This is a genomic window from Streptomyces bathyalis, from assembly GCF_015910445.1.
Taxonomy (GTDB): Bacteria; Actinomycetota; Actinomycetes; order Streptomycetales; family Streptomycetaceae; genus Streptomyces; species Streptomyces bathyalis.
On record NZ_CP048882.1, the window covers coordinates 5,761,430 to 5,778,291 of the forward strand.

A 16,862-nucleotide genomic window follows, 5' to 3' on the forward strand; every position below is an offset into this window, starting at 1 on the left:
CTTCGGAATCGACGTTGATAGAGGTACCGGACATGGCCCACATGGCCGTCGTCGGCATGTCGTGCAGGTTTCCCGGAGCGTCCGACCCCGGTGAGTTCTGGAAAATCCTGGTGAACGCGGAACCACAATTCGCTACGGTGCCGGAAAACCGCTGGGACCATTCTGTGTGGTACCGGCCGGGGGAGTTCCGGCAGCCGCACAGCGCCTACACCGACCAAGTCGCCTTTCTCGAGGACGTCGACCGGTTCGCCCCCGCGCACTACGGGATCCCACCCCGCCGCGCCCGCACCATGGACCCTCAGGCGAAGCTCTTCACGGATCTCGCCCGGGAAGCACTGCAGGACTCCGGCTGGGAGCGGGAGGGCTTCGACCGCGCCTCGACCGGCGTATTCGCCGGCGTGACGTCCCTGGACCACCGCGACATCAGCTTCTCCCGCGTCACCGCGAACCTCCTCGCGGACGGGTCCATGCACGAGGGCGTCAGCGACCCGGAGCTGCTCGCCGAGCTGCACGAGGCGAGCAACTCCTCGGTGATGCCGTTCAGTTCGTTCACCATCCCCGGAGCACTGGCCAACATGGTCCCGGCCACGGTCAGCGAGATCCTGGATCTGGGCGGCCCCTCCCTCTCCGTCGACGCCGCCTGCTCCTCGGCGCTCGTCGCCCTGGACACCGCGATCCGCTCGCTTCGCTCCGGCGCCTGCTCCATCGCCGTCGTCGGCGGCGTCTACCTCGGTCTGTCCCCGTCCGGCATGGTCGGCTTCTCCCGCGCCGGCGCCCTGTCCCGGGACGGAGTGTGCCGGCCCTTCGACGAGCGCGCCGACGGGTTCGTCCTGGGGGAGGGCGGCGCGACGCTTGTGCTGCGCCCCCTGGATGACGCCCTGGCGGCAGGCGACCGCATCTACGCCGTCATCGCCGGTGTGGGCATGGCCAACGATGGCCGCGGCGGCGGTCCCATGACCCCGCAGACGCAGGGTCAACTCGCCAGCCTGCGCGCGGCGTACCAGGACGCCGGGGTCGTCCCCGGAGACATCGATCTGCTGGAGGCCCACGGAACCGGCACCCCGGTCGGCGACCGGACCGAGGTGGAGGCGCTGCAGCTGCTGCGTGCCGGCGAGGAACAGGTCCGGCCGTGCTACGTGTCCTCCTCCAAGGCACTCATCGGCCACACGCTCTCCGGTGCCGGTGCCGCCGGCCTGGTGAAGGCTGCGCTCGCCATCCACCACGGCGTCGTACCCCCGCAGCCCGAGGAGGTTCGCGTCAGCAGCGAGCTGGCGCTGGAGACAGCAGAGCTGCGTCTGACCACGCGGCAGCAGCCGTGGCCGCACGACGAGGTGCGCCGGGCGGGCGTCAGCTCGTTCGGCTTCGGCGGTACGAACGTGCACGCCGTCCTGGAGAGCGCGCCACCCGGTCACACCCGCGGCCCGGTTACCGGAGGGGAGCGGGCGGTCCGGCAATCCACCGAGGAGAGCCAGGACCGGCCCTGGCTCTTCCTGCTGTCCGCCGGGTCGGTCCGGCAACTCGCCCGCCATGCCGAGGAGATCCACCGCTACGTCACGGACAATCCCGATGCCCGACCGGTCGCCGTCGCCCGCACTCTCGCCTCCCGTACGCTGCTCACCGCACGCCTGGCCGTCGTCGCCGCCTCTCGCGAGGAGCTGCTGAGCCGCCTCGAACTGGCCGCCCGGCACTTGGCAGAGGGACGGGTCGGTGCGCTGGCCGACGGCGTACACGCGGCGGCCGAGCCCCTGCCGCCCCAGGACCGGAAGATGGCCTTCGCCTTTCCCGGCCAGGGCTCCCAGCGCCCCGGCATGCTGACCGAACTGGTCCGGCGCTTCCCGCTGTTGGCCGGGACCGCCGCCGAACTGGCCGGGTCGACGGCCGAAGCGTCCGCTGAACTCGCCCAGGAATTGCCGGACCTGCTGTGGGGCCGGCACCAGGACGACGACGAGGCACAAGCGGTGATGACGCTGACCGACCGGTGCCAGCCCGCCCTCGGCATCTCCGGCATGAGCATCATGGAGATGCTGGCCGCCTGCGGAGTGCGACCCGATATCTCCGTCGGGCACAGCGTCGGCGAGTTCGCGGCGGGAGCGGCGGCCGGCGTGCTCGACCCGCGGGACGCGGTCCCCTTCCTGGCGCGGCGGGGCTCGGCCCTCGCCGAGACGGTGGCACCCGGCGAGAGCGCCATGCTGGCCGTCCAGGCTCCGATCGCCCAGGCGGAGGAACTCGCCACGGCGGTGGAGGGCGTGTGGCCCGCTTGCTACAACCACGAGGGCCAACTCGTCCTCAGCGGTAGCAGCCAGGCAGTCGACGCTCTGCGCGAGCACTGCGCTCAGCAAGACGTCGCCTCCGCGCGGCTGGAGGTCTCCCACGCCTTCCACTCGCCCCTGGTGGCCGCCGCGGACGAGGCGATGGAACAGATCGTCACGGAGCTTCCCCTGGCGGCCCCCACGTGCACCTTCGTCTCCAGCGTCAGCGGCAGGCCCTGCCCGGAACCGCAGGAGCTAGAGCAGCTGTGGGCACGCCACCACATCGAACCCGTGCGCTTCGTCGATGCGGTCCGCTCGGTCGCCGAGGCCGGTGCGCGCTTCCTCGTCCAGCTCCACGGCGGCGACAACTTGCTGCAGATGGCCCGCCGCAGCGACGCCGGCGCCGGGCTCGACCTGCTGGCCGTGACCGACGGCCGGGCCGACGGCGGACGGGCCTTCCTCACCGTTCTCGCCCGGCTCGCGGTCGCGGGGGTGCCCGTCGAGCCGTCGGTGCTCTTTCACGCCGACGCCGAGCCGCTGCTGACCCTCCCGCCGTCGCCGCTGGACACGGAGGTCTACAGCGTCCTCACCGGTACGGGTCGCGAGTCCAAGTCCGCACGCCCGTCCGTGCCGTCCGACACGGCCACAGCAGCGCCGTCTCCGGCAACGGCCCCCCGTCAGGACGCGGCCCCCGGCCCCTCCGCCGCAACTTCCTCCCCTGTCCCTACGCATCAGCTTGGAGAGACGAACATGAGCGGTCTCGTTGAGTTCCTGCACGCGCAAGTCGCGCTGCTCCAGTCCGTCGACCCGGACGGCCGGGCCCTCCCCACCGCGGATCCTCGGCGCACGGCCGAAGTACCCGCGCAGCAGGCGGCCGAGGCGGCCGCACCGGGCTCCGGCGCCGCCCAGCTCACGGCAGAGGGCGCGGCGGACGCCGCCCAAGAAGTGGAAGCCACTGTGCTGTCCGCCATCGCCAACGTCAGCGCGTACTCCGAGGACTTCCTGCGCGCCGAGCACGCCTTCACCACCGACCTCGGCTTCGACTCCCTCATGCTCGGCGAACTCACCGTCAGGCTGCGCAAGCAGTGGCCCGGAATCGAGATCAGCGTCGCGGAGATCATCGACCTCGCCGACGTCGGCTCACTGATCGGCACCGTGCAGAACCGCCTCGGGGCACAGCGGCCGGCAGCAGCTCCCGCGCAGCGCACGGCGACGCCGCCCGCGCCGGCCCGGCAGGACGCCGGTGAGCCGGCACGTACCGCCTTCGACCGCCGGGAGAGCGCCGACGTCCGCCTGTTCCCGGAGGTCGTCGCCTCCCAGGAGCGTGCGCGCACCATTGCCTCGGCCAGCACGCACAACCCGTTCTTCCTGCAGCACGAGGGCAACATCCGCGACACCACCCGGGTCGGCGACCGCGAGTTGATCTCCTTCTCCAGCTACAACTACCTCGGACTGTCCGGGCACCCGCAGGTGGCGAAGGCGGGCAAGAAGGCCATTGAGCGTTACGGCTCCTCGGTGTCCGCCGCCCGGATCCTCTCCGGAAACCGGCCCATCCACGAGGAGCTCGACCGGGGTCTGGCCGAACTCGTCGGAGCACAGGACGCGTTGACCCTGGTCAGCGGTCACGCCACCAACGTCACCGTCATCGGCCACCTGATGAGCCCGGAGGACCTGATCCTCCACGACTCCCTCGCCCACGACAGCATCCTTCAGGGCTGCCGGCAGTCGGGGGCCGCTCGCCAGCCGTTCCCGCACAACGACGTCGCTGCCCTGGACCGGATCCTCACCGAGGTACGAGACCGCTACCGGCGCGTCCTGATCGTGGTCGAGGGCGTCTACAGCATGGACGGCGACACGGCTGACGTGCCCGCGCTGATCACCGTCAAGGAGAAGCACGGCGCCCTGCTGATGATCGACGAAGCGCACAGCATCGGCGTCATGGGCAAGACCGGCGGAGGCATGGCGGAGTTCTCCGGGGTCAACCCCGAAGACGTGGACGTCTGGATGGGCACCCTCTCCAAGTCGCTGGCCAGTTGCGGCGGTTACATCGCCGGCCGACGCGAACTCATCGAGCACTTCCGGTACACGCTCCCCGGATTCGTCTTCAGCGCCGGGCTGCCCCCGGCCTCCACCGCCGCGGCGGTGGAGGCGCTGCGACTGATCCGCAAGGAGCCCGAGCGCATCGCGAGGCTGCACGACAACGCCGAGATGTTCCGGCGGCTCGCGGCAGAGGCCGGGGTGGACGTGGGCACCAGCGAGAACACCCCGATCGTGCCCGCCATCACCGGCGATTCCCTCAAGGCGCTGCAGCTCGCCGACCGGCTCTACGCACGAGGCGTCAGCGCCAACCCGATCCTCCACCCCGCGGTCGAGGAACGCCTCACACGGCTGCGCTTCTTCATCACTTCCGAGCACACGGAGCAGCAGATCGTCACGACGGTCGAGCTCCTGACGGAGGAACTCGCCAACCTGTCCTGACCCCGGCCGGCACCTGGACGGAGGCGAGGGGACCCAACTCCTCGGCTCCGTCCGGGTTCCCCGGTCCGTGTCCGCCGTTGCCGAGGCGACGCATGCCCTCGACCGGCGAGGCCCCGCCCCTTCCGTCCGAGACATCGAACCGGAGGCGAGCCCATGACCGCCCCCACCCCTCGCACCCTTCCCTCGCCCGGCTGGCCGGCGGCCACCGAGCACATGCCCGCGCTGCCGACCACCCACGAGATGTTCCTGGATGTGATGACGGCACCGATGGAGGTCTCCGCACAGCCGAACTCCGACTTCGCCGTCTCGCGAGCGGGATGGCCACTGGGGGTCGAACTGATGGATTCGCACGAGGCCGGTTCCTGAGCCGGTGTTCCGTCTCCGGGTGAGGTCGCGCCCGGACCGTTGAAGGGTCAGGTCGCGGAGCCGCTTCCTCTTGTTCCTCTCGTGCTTGTCCGGACGGTCGCCGTCCATGCCGCGTCGGCGCCCGGTCCGCGATCGCCGAGCGCGAGCAAGGCACAGGTCCGGCCCTGTTCGAACAGCGACTGGGCGATCGTGGTGAGACCTTCTCCTTCCGCGTCCGGGTCGTCGTCCCAACCGCCGATCGCGAGGTCATCGGGGATGTGGAGTCCTCGGCGGCGGGCGATTGCGAGGACCGCGAAGGCAAGCTGGTCGCTCATCGCGATCACCGCGTCGGTGTCGCAGGAGTCGAACAGCGCCTCGGCCATGGCCGTGGCGTCGGGGCGGTCGTTGCGGGCCACGACCGCGACAGGCAGACGGCACGGATCGATGCCCGCTTCCTCGCAGTAGTCGTAGATGCCGAGGAGCCGGTCCCGCGTGACCGGGAAGTCCACGCTCCCGGGGTCGGGCCCGCTCTCCAGCCGCGGCCTGCGGTCCCGTCCGAACGGGAAGCTGAGCACGGCGGGACGGCGGGCTCCGGAGAAGGTGCACGCCGCGAGTTCGCGGGCGGAGGCGCGGTTGTCGATGCTGACCACCTGCGCGCCCGGGACCGCGGGACCTCCGTGTACGGCGACCGGCTTGTCGAGCCCGCTCAGTACGTCGAGCACGGGGTCCGAGTCGACGGTCGTCCAGACGATGTAGCCGTCGACCGATGCCGACCTCACCCGGTCGACGTCCTTGTCCTCACCCGTGGTCGGGATGAGGTTGAGTCCGCTGCCGCGCTCCCGGCAGACCTCGGCGACGCCGGCCAGGAAGCGGCGGGCCTGCGGGTCCTCGAAGGCGTAGGCGAGGTGCTCGCCGAGCACGACGCCGATCGCGTCGTTGTGGCGGCGGCGCAGCGAGCGCGCTGTCGGGTCCGGCCCGCGGTAGCCCAGCTCGGCGGCGACTTCCCTGACCCGGCGCAAGGTGTCCGCGGCGACCCGGTCCGGCTGGTTGTAGCAGTACGAAACCGTCATGGGTGAGACACCGCAGCGGCGCGCCACCTCGGCCATGGTGACGCGCGACGACCCGGGGCTGGACATGCGCCAAGCCTATCTGTGTATCGTTACACAATGCTCGCTGTGAGGTTGTCTCGGACGGGGGCCGCCCTGGGCGTGCTCAGTGCCGCGTGCTTCGTGTCCGTGACATCGGAGTACCTGCCGGTCGCGCTGCTGCCTCAACTCGCGTCCAGCTTCGACGTGTCCGGCTCCGCCATCGGCCTGCTGGTCACGGGGTACGCGGTCGTCGTCGCGGTCACGGTGGTGCCGCTGGTGGCCATGACGGCCCACTGGGACCGCCGCACGACCGCCCTGGTGACGGTGGCCGCGATCATGGTGTCCAACCTGGTGCTGGTCGCGGCGCCCGGCTACGGCGTAGCGGTGGTCGCCCGGATCGTCTCCGCTGTCGGCCACGGGGTGTTCTGGTCGGTCGTCGCGCCGGTGGCCGCACGCCTGCTCGGGCAGGAGCGGGGTGGCCGTGCCACCGCAGTGGTCTTCGCCGGGAACTCGCTCGCCTTCCTCATCGGGATCCCGCTGAGTTCGTGGCTCGGCGCGACCATCGGCTGGCGGCCCACCGTCCTTGCCGTGGCAGGCACCGCGGCGATATGCGCAGTGGCGATACGTCTCACGATCGGCCCCCTGCCGTCGGAGCAAGCCTCCTCGCGGCGAGGACCGTCTGAGATCCGACGCGTCGTCACCGATCGCTCTCTCGCGCCCGTCAACCTGGTGACGCTGATTCTGGTGACAGGCCACTTCGCGGCGTTCACCTACATCACCGTGATCGTCGCCGACTACGTCCACTTCACCGGCCCCGCGACCTCGAGCCTTCTGCTCGCCCACGGGGCGGCGGGCCTGCTCGGCCTGGTGCTGTTCGGCCGGCAGGTGGACAGCCGTCCGCAGGGCACCGCTCTGGTCGTGACCGGTGGCCTCGCCGCATGCATGCTCGCGCTGCTGGTCCTCGGCCCGAACTCCGCCTCCGTCGCGGGAGTTGCCGTCGTGCTGTGGGCGGTGCCCGCCGCCGGTGTGGCCGTGGTGCTGCAGGCCGCGGTCCTGCGCACCGCCGCCCGTCAGCAAGACCTCGCGTCCGCTGTCTACATCGTCGCGTTCCAGGTCGGCATCGCCCTCGGAGCGGGGATCGGAGGCGTCTGCCTCGACCGCGATGCCCTGCCCGTCGCGGTGGCCATCGCAGCCGCATGCGGCCTGGCCGCCGTCGTCGTCGTCCGGCGCTCCGGGGCCTTCCGCGCTCCCCGGCCGACGAGCAAGAGGGCCAGCCCCGTCCCTCCCGGATGAACGGGCTCAGCGGCCCAAGTGCTCGACACGGGGCGACCTTCGAACAGCCGAGAAGCAGCGGGCCAGGACAGCCGTCGCGGCGTGAGGGGCCGGGCTGGGGATCGGACCGCCTGCCGATGCGGACCAGCAATGCCGGTCCGGGCGAACACCGTCCAAGGCCAGGGCCTCCGACGGTCTGACGGTGCGGCGGACGAGCCGGCCTGTACGCCGGGTTCTGTCTCCCCGGAGCCTTGCGGCGCCGGGGGAGGCGGCCATCCATCTGGGACCGGCGTTGCCGCCGGCCTCGTGCGGTCCACCCGCGGACTCGGGCGGGCAGCCCTCGGTCGTCCGCGCAGGGCCGTCAGCCGACGGCCCCTCTTGACCTTGCTCCGGATGGGGTTTGCCGAGCCGCCCAGGTCGCCCTGGGCGCTGGTGGTCTCTTACACCGCCGTTTCACCCTTACCGGGACTCTCGCTCTCGCGTCGTCCCGGCGGTCTGTTTTCTGTGGCACTTTCCCGCGGGTCACCCCGGGTGGGCGTTACCCACCATCCTGCCCTGTGGAGCCCGGACGTTCCTCGACGGACCTGGACCTCGCGGCCCGGGGGTCCGCCGCGGCCGCCCGGCCGGCTCGTCCGCCGCACGTCCAATGATAGCCGCGGCTCACGTCCCGCTCTGCAGCGAGTCCGGCGACAGATCGGCCGGTGAGCGGTGGCCCGAGAGGCCGAGCGTGAGGTCCAGATCGGCGAGCAGGCTGCGCAGCACGTGCAGCACTCCCTCCTCGCCGCCGTGCGCCAGCCCGTACGCGAAGGGGCGGCCGACGAGCACGGAGCGCGCACCGAGAGCCAGCGCCTTGAGGACGTCCGAGCCCGTGCGGACACCGGAGTCGAAGAGGACCTCGAGCCGGTCGCCCACCGCCTCGACGATCGGGGGGAGGGCGTCCAGGGCCGCGATCGCGCCGTCGACCTGACGTCCGCCGTGGTTGGAGACGACGATGCCGTCCATGCTGGCGTCCGCCGCCCGGCGGGCGTCGTCGGGGTGGAGGACGCCCTTGAGAACGATCGGCCCGTCCCAGTGTTCCCGCAGGAACGGCAGTTGGTCCCAGGAGTGGTCGGTGCCGGTGAACATCGGCACCCACCGCAGCACCGCGGGGATCAACTCGTCCTCCGGCGACTTCTCGAGCCCGGCCCGGAAGGCGGGGTCGGAGAAGGGGATCGCGGTGCCGATGCCGCGGATGAAGGGCAGATACGACTGGTCGAGGTCCTGCGGGCGCCAGGCGAGCGTCCAGGTGTCGAGGGTGACGACGAGGGTCGTGAACCCGGCCTTGCGGGCGCGGTCCAGGATGCTGACGCACACGTCGTCGTCGTTGGGCCAGTACAGCTGGAACCAGCGCGGGTTGCCCGCGCCGTGGGCTTCGGCGACCTGCTCGATGGTGTGCGACGAGGCCGTGGAGAGCACCATCGGGATGCCGACGGAGGCGGCGGCGCGGGCCGTGGCCAGCTCTCCGTCGGGGTGGATGATCGACTGGACGCCGACCGGCGCCAGCATCACCGGAGCGGGTATGCGGGTGCCCAGCACGGTCGTGCTCAGGTCGCGCCTGCCCGGGCCGCGCAGCATGCGCGGGACGAGGCGGTGCCGCTCGAAGGCGGCGCGGTTGGCGCGGTGCGTCGCACCGGAACCCGCGGCGCCCGCGACATAGCCGAAGGCCCCCGGGTCGAGGTGCTCGCGCGCCGACGAGCCGAGGAGGGTGAGGTCGGTGGTGAACGGCGGCAGCCGGTCATCGAGACCGTTGAGGTAGATGTCGTTCTGGTAGTTGCCGAAGCCCGGTCCCGGGGGTGCCTCCGCGGCGTCCGCCGCTCCCGTCGCCCCGGTCGATTCGGTTTCCGCCCCGGCCGCATCGGCCCCGGGCGTCCCGGACGCCTCACTCATCGCAGTAGCACCCTTCTCTCTGCCGGCCCTCTGCCGACCCTTGAGTCTGCGCTGCGCAGGGCGCCTGCGGCTACCCTCCGTCGACCGGTACGTCGGTCTCGGGCCGGCCCCTCCGCCCTCCGGCCGGGCCGGCCTCTCCGCGGCCACCCACGCGGGGAATCCGCCGGCGGCTCGTCAGCCGCGTCCGATGTACGGCATCGCCGTCGCCATCACCGTCGCGAACTGCACGTTCGCCTCCAGCGGCAGCGCGGCCATCTGCACGACCGTGCGGGCGACGTCCGCCGCGTCCATCACCGGTTCCGGCCTCGTCGTCCCGTCCGCCTGCGGCACGCCCTGCTGCATGCGTGCGGTCATCTCGGTGGCCGCGTTGCCGATGTCGATCTGGCCGCAGGCGATGCCGTACGGACGGCCGTCCAGCGAAAGGGACTTGGTCAGCCCGGTCACCGCGTGCTTGGTCGCCGTGTACGCGACGGAGCCCGGGCGCGGCACGTGCGCCGAGATCGAGCCGTTGTTGATGATCCGTCCGCCCTGCGGTCGCTGATCCTTCATCAGCCGGAAGGCCGCCTGCGCGCACAGGAAGGCGCCCGTCAGATTGACGTCGACGACACCGCGCCACTCCGCGGGCGAGATCTCCTCCAGCGGCACCGTCGGGCCGAAGGTCCCGGCGTTGTTGAAGAGCAGGTCGAGCCGGCCGCTGCTCTCGTGCACGGAGGCGAACAGGGCCGCGACCGCCTCCGGATCGGTCACGTCCGTGGGGACGACGTCCGCGCGGGCCGCTCCCGCCCTTCCCCCGATCAGCCGCGCCGTCTCCTCCAGCGGTCCCGCCCGGCGTCCGGCAAGCGTCACCGGCCAGCCCGCGGCGGCCAGTTCGAGGGCGACGGCCCGTCCGATACCGGAGCCGGCTCCGGTCACCAGCGCCGTCCGTGTCGTCTCGTCGTTCGTCATGGGCGGCAGGGTACGTGCCCCGGCGGCGGCTGACGTTCGGTCAGAGGACGGACCGCCATCGAACGGACACCCCGCGGTCGCGTGTCTGACCGCTGCGTGACGCTCACGGACTGTGCAATCAGATGTATGACGCAGCCTTCGAGCGCAGACAGCGAATACCGTGCGGCCGCACGGAAATTGTGCCGTCGCCGACTGCTGACCGGGACGGCGGCGACCGTGACACTCGCCCTCGGGACCAACCTTCCCCGGCCCGCACACGCAGCGGCGAAGCTCGACCCTGCCCGCATCAACAAAGACCCCTTCACCCTCGGTGTGGCCTCGGGTGACCCGCTGCCCGACTCCGTCGTGCTGTGGACCCGGCTCGCCCCCGATCCGTACGAGCCCGACAGCGGCCTGGACCGCAAACCCGTCGCCGTCACTTGGGAGTTGGCGCACGACCAGCGCTTCAAGCGCAAGGTCCGCAGCGGCAGCACCACCGCGCACCCGGAGTTCCACCACTCGGTGCACGTCGTGCCCGAGGGCCTCAGCCCGCGGACCCGCTACTACTACCGCTTCCGTGTCGGCTCCTGGACGAGCCCCACCGGCCGTACCCGGACCTCGCCCGCCGCCGGAGACGCCTCCGGTTCGCTGCGCTTCGCTGCCGTCTCCTGCCAGGCCTACCACGACGGGTACTTCACGGCGCTGAGGCATCTCGCGCAGGAGGGCGACGTCGACGCCGTGCTCCACCTGGGCGACTACCTCTACGAGTACGCGGTCGACGCACACGGAGGCGACCGCGCCGACCCTTCGCTCGAACTCCCCGACAGGTTCAACAAGGAAACCGTGACGCTGGAGGACTACCGGCTGCGGTACTCGCTGTACCACCGCGACCCGGATCTCCAGGCCGCGCACGCCGCCCACCCATGGATCGTCACCTGGGACGACCACGAGGTGGAGAACAACTACGCCGACGAGATCCCGGACGGCTCGCCGCCCGAAGCCTTCCTCGCCCGCCGGGCCGCCGCCTACCGCGCGTACTACGAGAACCTGCCGCTGCGCCCGCCCCAGCAGCCCTCGGGCTCCAGCCTCCAGCTCTACAGGCGCCTGCACTTCGGCAAGCTCGCGCAGCTCGACATCCTCGACGGCCGGCAGCACCGTGACGACCAGTCAGCCGGCGACGGCTGGCAGGTGCCCACCGCCGAGACCGGCAGGCCGGACCGGACGATGCTCGGCACGACTCAGGAGCGCTGGCTCGAGGACGGCTGGAAGAACTCGAAGGCCGTCTGGAACCTGGTCCCGCAGCAGACCGTCCTCTCCCGCCGCCGGAACCGGACCACCGGGCCGTTCCCGCTGTCCATGGACGCCTGGGACGGCTACCCGGCTGCACGGCGGCGCTTCCTGGAGGCCGCGCGCACCGCGGGCGTGAAGAACCTCGCCGTGCTCACCGGCGACGTACACGTGCACTACGCCATGGACATCAAGGAGGACTTCGACGACTCCGGCTCCCGCTCCGTGGGTGTGGAACTCGTCACCACGTCGGTGGCCAGCGGCGGCGACGGGGTCGCGAAGCCGGGCGACTGGCAGACCTTCCTCGACGCCAACCCGCACATGAAGTTCTACGACGGTCGCCGCGGCTACGTCCTGCTCACCCTCGACCAGCGGCAACTGCGCGCCGACTACCGCACCGTGGACGTGGTCACCCGGCCGGGGGCACCGGTCACGACGGCTGCGTCCTTCGTCTCGCGGGCCGGTGATCCGGGTCTCCAGCCGCTCTGACAGCCCCTGGTGAGGACGCCGGGAGCGGTCTCGTTCGGGGTGCTGTGACGAAAACCCGTTCGGTCAGGGACGGAAATGTCTGGGAGAATGTGCCTGTCATCAACAATCTCCTGGAGAGGTTCATGTCCGAGCCCGGCCCTGCCCGAACGGCCGCCGTCACCGCCCCCGTCGACCACTCCGCCGCCGCCTCAGAATCGACCTCCGCCCCAGGGAACGCCCCCGGACCCGCGGTCCGTCCCGCCGGTCCCGCGACCGGTCCCGCGACCGGTCACGTGAACGGTCCCGCCGCGGCTCCCGCGGGCGTCTCCGTGGGCGAGCCCGCTCCCCGGCTCACCGGCCGCCGGCGGGCGAGCCTGTTGGTGACCCTCATCCTCGGCAGCCTCACCGCACTTCCCGCGCTGTCGATGGACATGTACCTCCCGGCGCTGCCGGCCGTCGGCGGCACGCTGAACACTCCCGCCGCGACGGCACAGCTCACGCTCACCGGCTGCCTGCTCGGGCTGGCCGTGGGCCAGCTCGTCGTGGGCCCGATGAGCGACCAGTTCGGACGGCGCCGCCCGCTGCTCATAGGCATGTGCGGGTACATCCTCGCCGGAGCCGCCTGCGCGCTCGCACCCACCATCGAGACGCTGATCGTCTTCCGCCTGGTGCAGGGCCTGGCCGGTGCCGCCGGCATCGTCATAGCCCGGGCCGTCGTCCGCGACCTCTACGACGGGCTCGCCATGGCCCGCTTCTTCTCCACCCTGATGCTCATAGGCGGCCTCGCGCCGATCCTCGCCCCCGTCCTCGGCGGCCAGATACTCCGCTTCACGGACTGGCGGGGCGTCTTCCTCATCCTCGCCGGCATCGGTGTCGTACTCACCGTCGTCGTCGCGCGCTGGCTGCCCGAGACGCTGGAGCACGACAAGCGGCGCAGCGGCGGCGTCCCCGATGCCCTGCGCACCATGCGCGGCCTCTTCGCCGACCGCCGCTTCACCGGCTACCTGCTGGCCGGCAGCCTCAGCTTCGCGGCGCTCTTCGCCTACGTCTCCGCCTCGCCGTTCGTCGTCCAGGAGATCTACGGGGCGAGCCCGCAGACCTTCAGCCTCCTGTTCATGGTCAACTCCATCGGCCTCGTCGCCGCCGGCCAGATCAACGGGAAGGTCCTCGTCGGCCGGGTGCCGCTGGACCGGGTCCTCGGCTTCGGGCTCTGCCTGACCGGTGCGGCCTCGGTCGCGTTGCTGCTGATGACCAGCGGTGTGTTCGGCCGGACGGGGCTCCTTCCGATCGCCGCCGCGCTGTGTGTGCTGATGACGGGCATGGGTTTCGTCATGCCGAACGCCAACTCCCAGGGCCTGATGCGTGCTCCGCACGCCGCCGGTTCGGCGTCCGCGCTGCTGGGCACCGCCCAGTTCCTCATCGGTGCCTTCGCGTCACCGCTCGTCGGTGTCGCGGGTGAGCGCACGGCCGTGCCGATGGCACTCGTGCAGCTGAGCGCGCTGCTGCTTGCCGCGGCCGCGTTCCTGGGGCTGTGCCGTCCGTGGCGGACGTCGCGGAGCTGAGGCGCGCCGCAACCGCCGAGGAGGCGGGGCTGCGCCCGGCGGAACTGGCCGCTCTGCGCGACGGCGTCGACGAACTGCCCGCGCGCGGCTGGTGCGCCGGCGCCGTCGTGCTCGCCGGCCGCGGCCGGTGGATCGCGCTGGAGCATGCCACCGGCTGGGCGGTGCGCTGTTCGGCGTACGACCCGGAGAGCGACACCGGCGTCGAGCTGCCGCGGGAGCAGTGGGAGGCGGTGACGCCGGAGACGCTCTTCGACCTCGCGTCGCTCACCAAGCTCTTCACCGCCGTCGCCGCGATGCAGCAGTACGAAGCGGGCGCGGTGGAGCTGGACCGCGAGGCCGCCGCGTACGTGCCGGAGTTCGGAGCGCACGGGAAGGCGCGCATCACCGTGCGGCAGCTGCTGACGCACACCTCCGGGCTGCGGCCCGAACTCCCCTTCGGCGAACGCCCGCACGGGCCCGCGGGCACCGGCACGGGCGACCCCGCCACGGGCGATCCCGCCACCGCCGGGGCGGCGGCCCCCAGTCCGGACGACCTCTTGGCGCCCCTGTGGGAAGAGGAGCCGGTGTTGGCGCCCGGCGGCACGTACCGCTACTCCGACCTCAATCTCATCGCCCTTCAGCAGGTGCTGGAGCGCGTCACCGGGAAGGGTCTGGACTCCCTCGTGCGGGAGTGCATCACCGGACCGCTCGGGATGCGCAGCACCTTCTACGGGCCCGTGCCCGCCGCGTCCGCTGCCGCGACGGAGGACCAGCGCCGCCCCTGGGCCAAGGCCGACCGCGGAATGCTGCGCGGCGTGGTGCACGACGAGAACGCCTCCGCTCTCGGCGGCGTCGCGGGCCACGCCGGGCTCTTCTCGAGCGCGGCGGATCTGGCCGTGCTGTGCCGGGCGCTTCTCTCGGACGGCGCGTACGGGCAGGCGCGGATCCTCACGCCTGCCTCGGGGCAGGCGCTGCGGACGCCGCCCGGGCTGGGGTTCGCCGTCGATCAGCCATGGTTCATGGGTGAGCTGGCCGGCCCCGCGGGCGAGGCGGGCACGCGAGACCGCTGGAGGGCCGCGGGGCACACCGGCTTCACCGGCACGAGCCTGGTGATCGACCCGGTCACGGACACCTTCCTGGTGCTGCTCGCCAACACCGTCCATCCGGTGCGCCGTCCGCCCGACAACCTGCCGCGTGCCGCCGCGGCGACCTGGCTGGCACGGGCCGCGCGTGCGGCGGCTCCTTAGACTGTCGCGGTGATCGAGGAAGAACTGCGGCACGCCCTCGCCGCGCTCGTCGACGGGCTGCCGCCCCGTCAGGCGGCTGGTGCCGTCGAGCGTCTGATGACCGGCTACCGGCACGGTGAGGCCGCGCCCGTGCTGCGTGACCGCGCGGACGTCGTCGCCTACGCCGCATACCGGATGCCCGCGACGTTCGCGGCCCAGGCGGCGGCCCTCGAGGCCTTCGCCTCACGTACGGGCGAGTGGCGCCCGGAGAGCCACCTGGACATCGGCGGCGGTACGGGCGCCGCCGTCTGGGCCGCCGCCGACGTCTGGGGCGGGGCGCACGACGGCGGTCCGGACGGCCCGCGCCGCACCACGGTGCTCGACCGGTCGGAGCCCGCACTGGCCCTCGGACGTGAACTGGCGGGCGCCTCCACCGCGGACGCGCTCGGCGCGGCCGCATGGCGGCACCGTTCGCTGACCGGGCACGACCAGGGAGGCAGGCCGGGCGAAGCCGCGCTGCCCGAGGCCGACCTCGTCACCGTCTCCTACGTACTGGGCGAACTGGCCGAGCGCGACAGGCTCACGGTCGTCGACGCGGCGGCCCGCGCCGGCCGGGCCGTCGTCGTCACCGAGCCCGGAACGCCGGACGGCTACGCGCGGACGATCGCCGCACGCGACCACCTCGTCGCGGCCGGGCTGCGCGTCCTCGCGCCCTGCCCGCACAGCGAACGCTGCCCGATGGTCCCCGGCGAGGACTGGTGCCACTTCGCCGCGAGGGTCAACCGGTCCTCGCTGCACCGGCAGGTCAAGGGCGGCTCACTGCCGTACGAGGACGAGAAGTTCAGCTACGTCGCGGCCGCACATCCCGCCATCGCGGGTGCCCCCGCGCCGGGACGCATCGTGCGCAGGCCGCAGAAGCGCAAGGGCCAGGTGCTGCTGGATCTGTGCACCGCCGGGGACGGGCTGCGTCCGGCGACCGTCACCAAGCGGCACGGCGCCGACTACCGCCGGGCCCGCGACGCGAAGTGGGGCGACGCCTGGCCGCCGGAGCCGGACGTGGAGCCCGCCCGGTAGCGGGACCGGACCCGTAGCGGGACCCGGCCCGGATACGGGACTTCCCCGCTCCCGTGAGTGGCACATCGGGTCCCACGGGCCTGCGACCCGTGGGACCTTGCGCCGGGTGTCAGGCCGCCGCGCGCAGCTCGGCCGTCACGCACTTCACGCTGCCGCCGCCCTTCAGCAGCTCCGTCAGGTCGACGGGCACGGGGTCGTAGCCCCGACGGCGCAGCGGTTCGAGCAGTCCCACGGCGGCCTGCGGCAGCATCACGTGATGCCCGTCGCTGACCGCGTTCAGACCGAGGGCTTCGGCGTCCGCCGCGGACGCGATGAGAGCCTCCGGGAAGAGACGCTTGAGGACGGCCTGGCTGCCCGGGGAGAACGCGGGCGGGTAGTACATGACTTCGTCACCGCCCAGCACGCACAGTGCCGTGTCCAGGTGGTAGTAGCGCGGATCGACCAGGTCGAGGCCGATCACGGGCCGTCCGAAGAACTCCTGGACCTCGCCGTGGGAGAGCGGACTGCTGCGGAAACCCCGCCCCGCCAGCAGCCATGTGCCGGTCACCGCGAAGTCGCCCTCGCCCTCGTTGATGTGCTCCGGCTCCTGCACGTCCGCGAAGCCGTTGGCCCGGTACCAGGCGCGGTGCACCTCGGCCTCTCCCGCGCGCTCGCGGTGAGCGAAGCGTGCGCCGAGGACACGCCCGTCGACGACGGTGGCGCCGTTGGCCGCGTACACCATGTCGGGCAGGCCGGGGACCGGTTCGAGCTCCTCGACGGTGTGGCCGAGGGAGCGGTACCGGTCACGCAGTTCCTCCCACTGCGCGAGCGCGAGCGGGATGTCCACGGGCTTCTCGGGATCCATCCAGGGGTTGATGGAGTACGTCACGCGGAAGTGTGCCGGTGGGCACATCAGAAAGCGGCGCGGGGTGTAGCCGGGTCCGTACAACGAAGGCTCCTTCACGGGGTCGACGCGCACTGTGTTGAGCCCATGGTGCGCCGTCG

11 protein-coding genes and 1 other RNA gene are annotated in these 16,862 nt (G+C 72.1%); 7 read left to right on the forward strand and 5 right to left on the reverse strand.

Going from position 1 to position 16,862, the window contains the following annotated elements; translation table 11 throughout:
* Window positions 1–41 precede the first annotated feature (41 nt).
* Both G4Z16_RS24965 and G4Z16_RS24970 read left to right on the forward strand, forming a co-directional pair.
* On the forward strand, window positions 42–4,727 hold the full coding sequence (locus G4Z16_RS24965) for a type I polyketide synthase (protein ID WP_281393814.1): 4,686 nt from the start codon (window positions 42–44) through the stop codon (window positions 4,725–4,727).
* 153 nt (window positions 4,728–4,880) lie between these two features.
* Entirely contained in the window at window positions 4,881–5,093 is a 213-nt protein-coding gene (locus tag G4Z16_RS24970; protein WP_197352895.1) for a hypothetical protein, read from the forward strand.
* A gap of 47 nt (window positions 5,094–5,140) precedes the next feature.
* On the opposite strand, the gene G4Z16_RS24975 is transcribed toward G4Z16_RS24970, so the two are convergent.
* Complete coding sequence (locus tag G4Z16_RS24975; RefSeq protein WP_197352896.1) at window positions 5,141–6,208, reverse strand: LacI family DNA-binding transcriptional regulator; 1,068 nt, start codon at window positions 6,206–6,208, stop codon at window positions 5,141–5,143.
* 39 nt (window positions 6,209–6,247) lie between these two features.
* Here G4Z16_RS24975 and G4Z16_RS24980 point away from each other — a divergent pair, with 39 nt between their 5' ends.
* Window positions 6,248–7,453 (forward strand): MFS transporter, encoded by a 1,206-nt coding sequence (locus tag G4Z16_RS24980; protein WP_197352897.1) that lies wholly within the window; start codon window positions 6,248–6,250, stop codon window positions 7,451–7,453.
* Between the two features lie 187 nt (window positions 7,454–7,640).
* Here G4Z16_RS24980 and rnpB read toward each other — a convergent pair.
* From rnpB to G4Z16_RS32725, 3 genes are all read right to left on the reverse strand, one after another.
* Window positions 7,641–8,063, reverse strand: an RNA gene (gene rnpB, locus G4Z16_RS24985) — RNase P RNA component class A.
* A gap of 29 nt (window positions 8,064–8,092) precedes the next feature.
* Complete coding sequence (locus G4Z16_RS24990) at window positions 8,093–9,358, reverse strand: lactate 2-monooxygenase (protein ID WP_197352898.1); 1,266 nt, start codon at window positions 9,356–9,358, stop codon at window positions 8,093–8,095.
* Between the two features lie 174 nt (window positions 9,359–9,532).
* On the reverse strand, window positions 9,533–10,303 hold the full coding sequence (locus G4Z16_RS32725) for an SDR family oxidoreductase (protein WP_246531052.1): 771 nt from the start codon (window positions 10,301–10,303) through the stop codon (window positions 9,533–9,535).
* Between the two features lie 126 nt (window positions 10,304–10,429).
* On the opposite strand from G4Z16_RS32725, the gene G4Z16_RS32730 reads away from it, so the two are divergent.
* From G4Z16_RS32730 to G4Z16_RS25010, 4 genes are all read left to right on the forward strand, one after another.
* Window positions 10,430–12,058: an alkaline phosphatase D family protein gene (locus G4Z16_RS32730; RefSeq protein ID WP_246531053.1), complete on the forward strand. Its 1,629-nt coding sequence runs from the start codon at window positions 10,430–10,432 to the stop codon at window positions 12,056–12,058.
* A gap of 122 nt (window positions 12,059–12,180) precedes the next feature.
* Entirely contained in the window at window positions 12,181–13,599 is a 1,419-nt protein-coding gene (locus tag G4Z16_RS25000; protein ID WP_197352900.1) for a multidrug effflux MFS transporter, read from the forward strand.
* The gene (locus G4Z16_RS25005; protein WP_246531054.1) at window positions 13,578–14,825 is read left to right on the forward strand and encodes a serine hydrolase domain-containing protein; all 1,248 of its coding nucleotides are present in this window, start codon (window positions 13,578–13,580) and stop codon (window positions 14,823–14,825) included. The genes G4Z16_RS25000 and G4Z16_RS25005 overlap by 22 nt, the downstream gene beginning before the upstream one ends.
* A 9-nt stretch (window positions 14,826–14,834) precedes the next feature.
* Window positions 14,835–15,878 (forward strand): small ribosomal subunit Rsm22 family protein, encoded by a 1,044-nt coding sequence (locus G4Z16_RS25010; protein ID WP_246531055.1) that lies wholly within the window; start codon window positions 14,835–14,837, stop codon window positions 15,876–15,878.
* Window positions 15,879–15,987: 109 nt separating this feature from the next.
* On the opposite strand, the gene ddaH is transcribed toward G4Z16_RS25010, so the two are convergent.
* The gene (gene ddaH, locus G4Z16_RS25015; protein WP_425508181.1) at window positions 15,988–16,806 is read right to left on the reverse strand and encodes a dimethylargininase; all 819 of its coding nucleotides are present in this window, start codon (window positions 16,804–16,806) and stop codon (window positions 15,988–15,990) included.
* Window positions 16,807–16,862 lie beyond the last annotated feature (56 nt).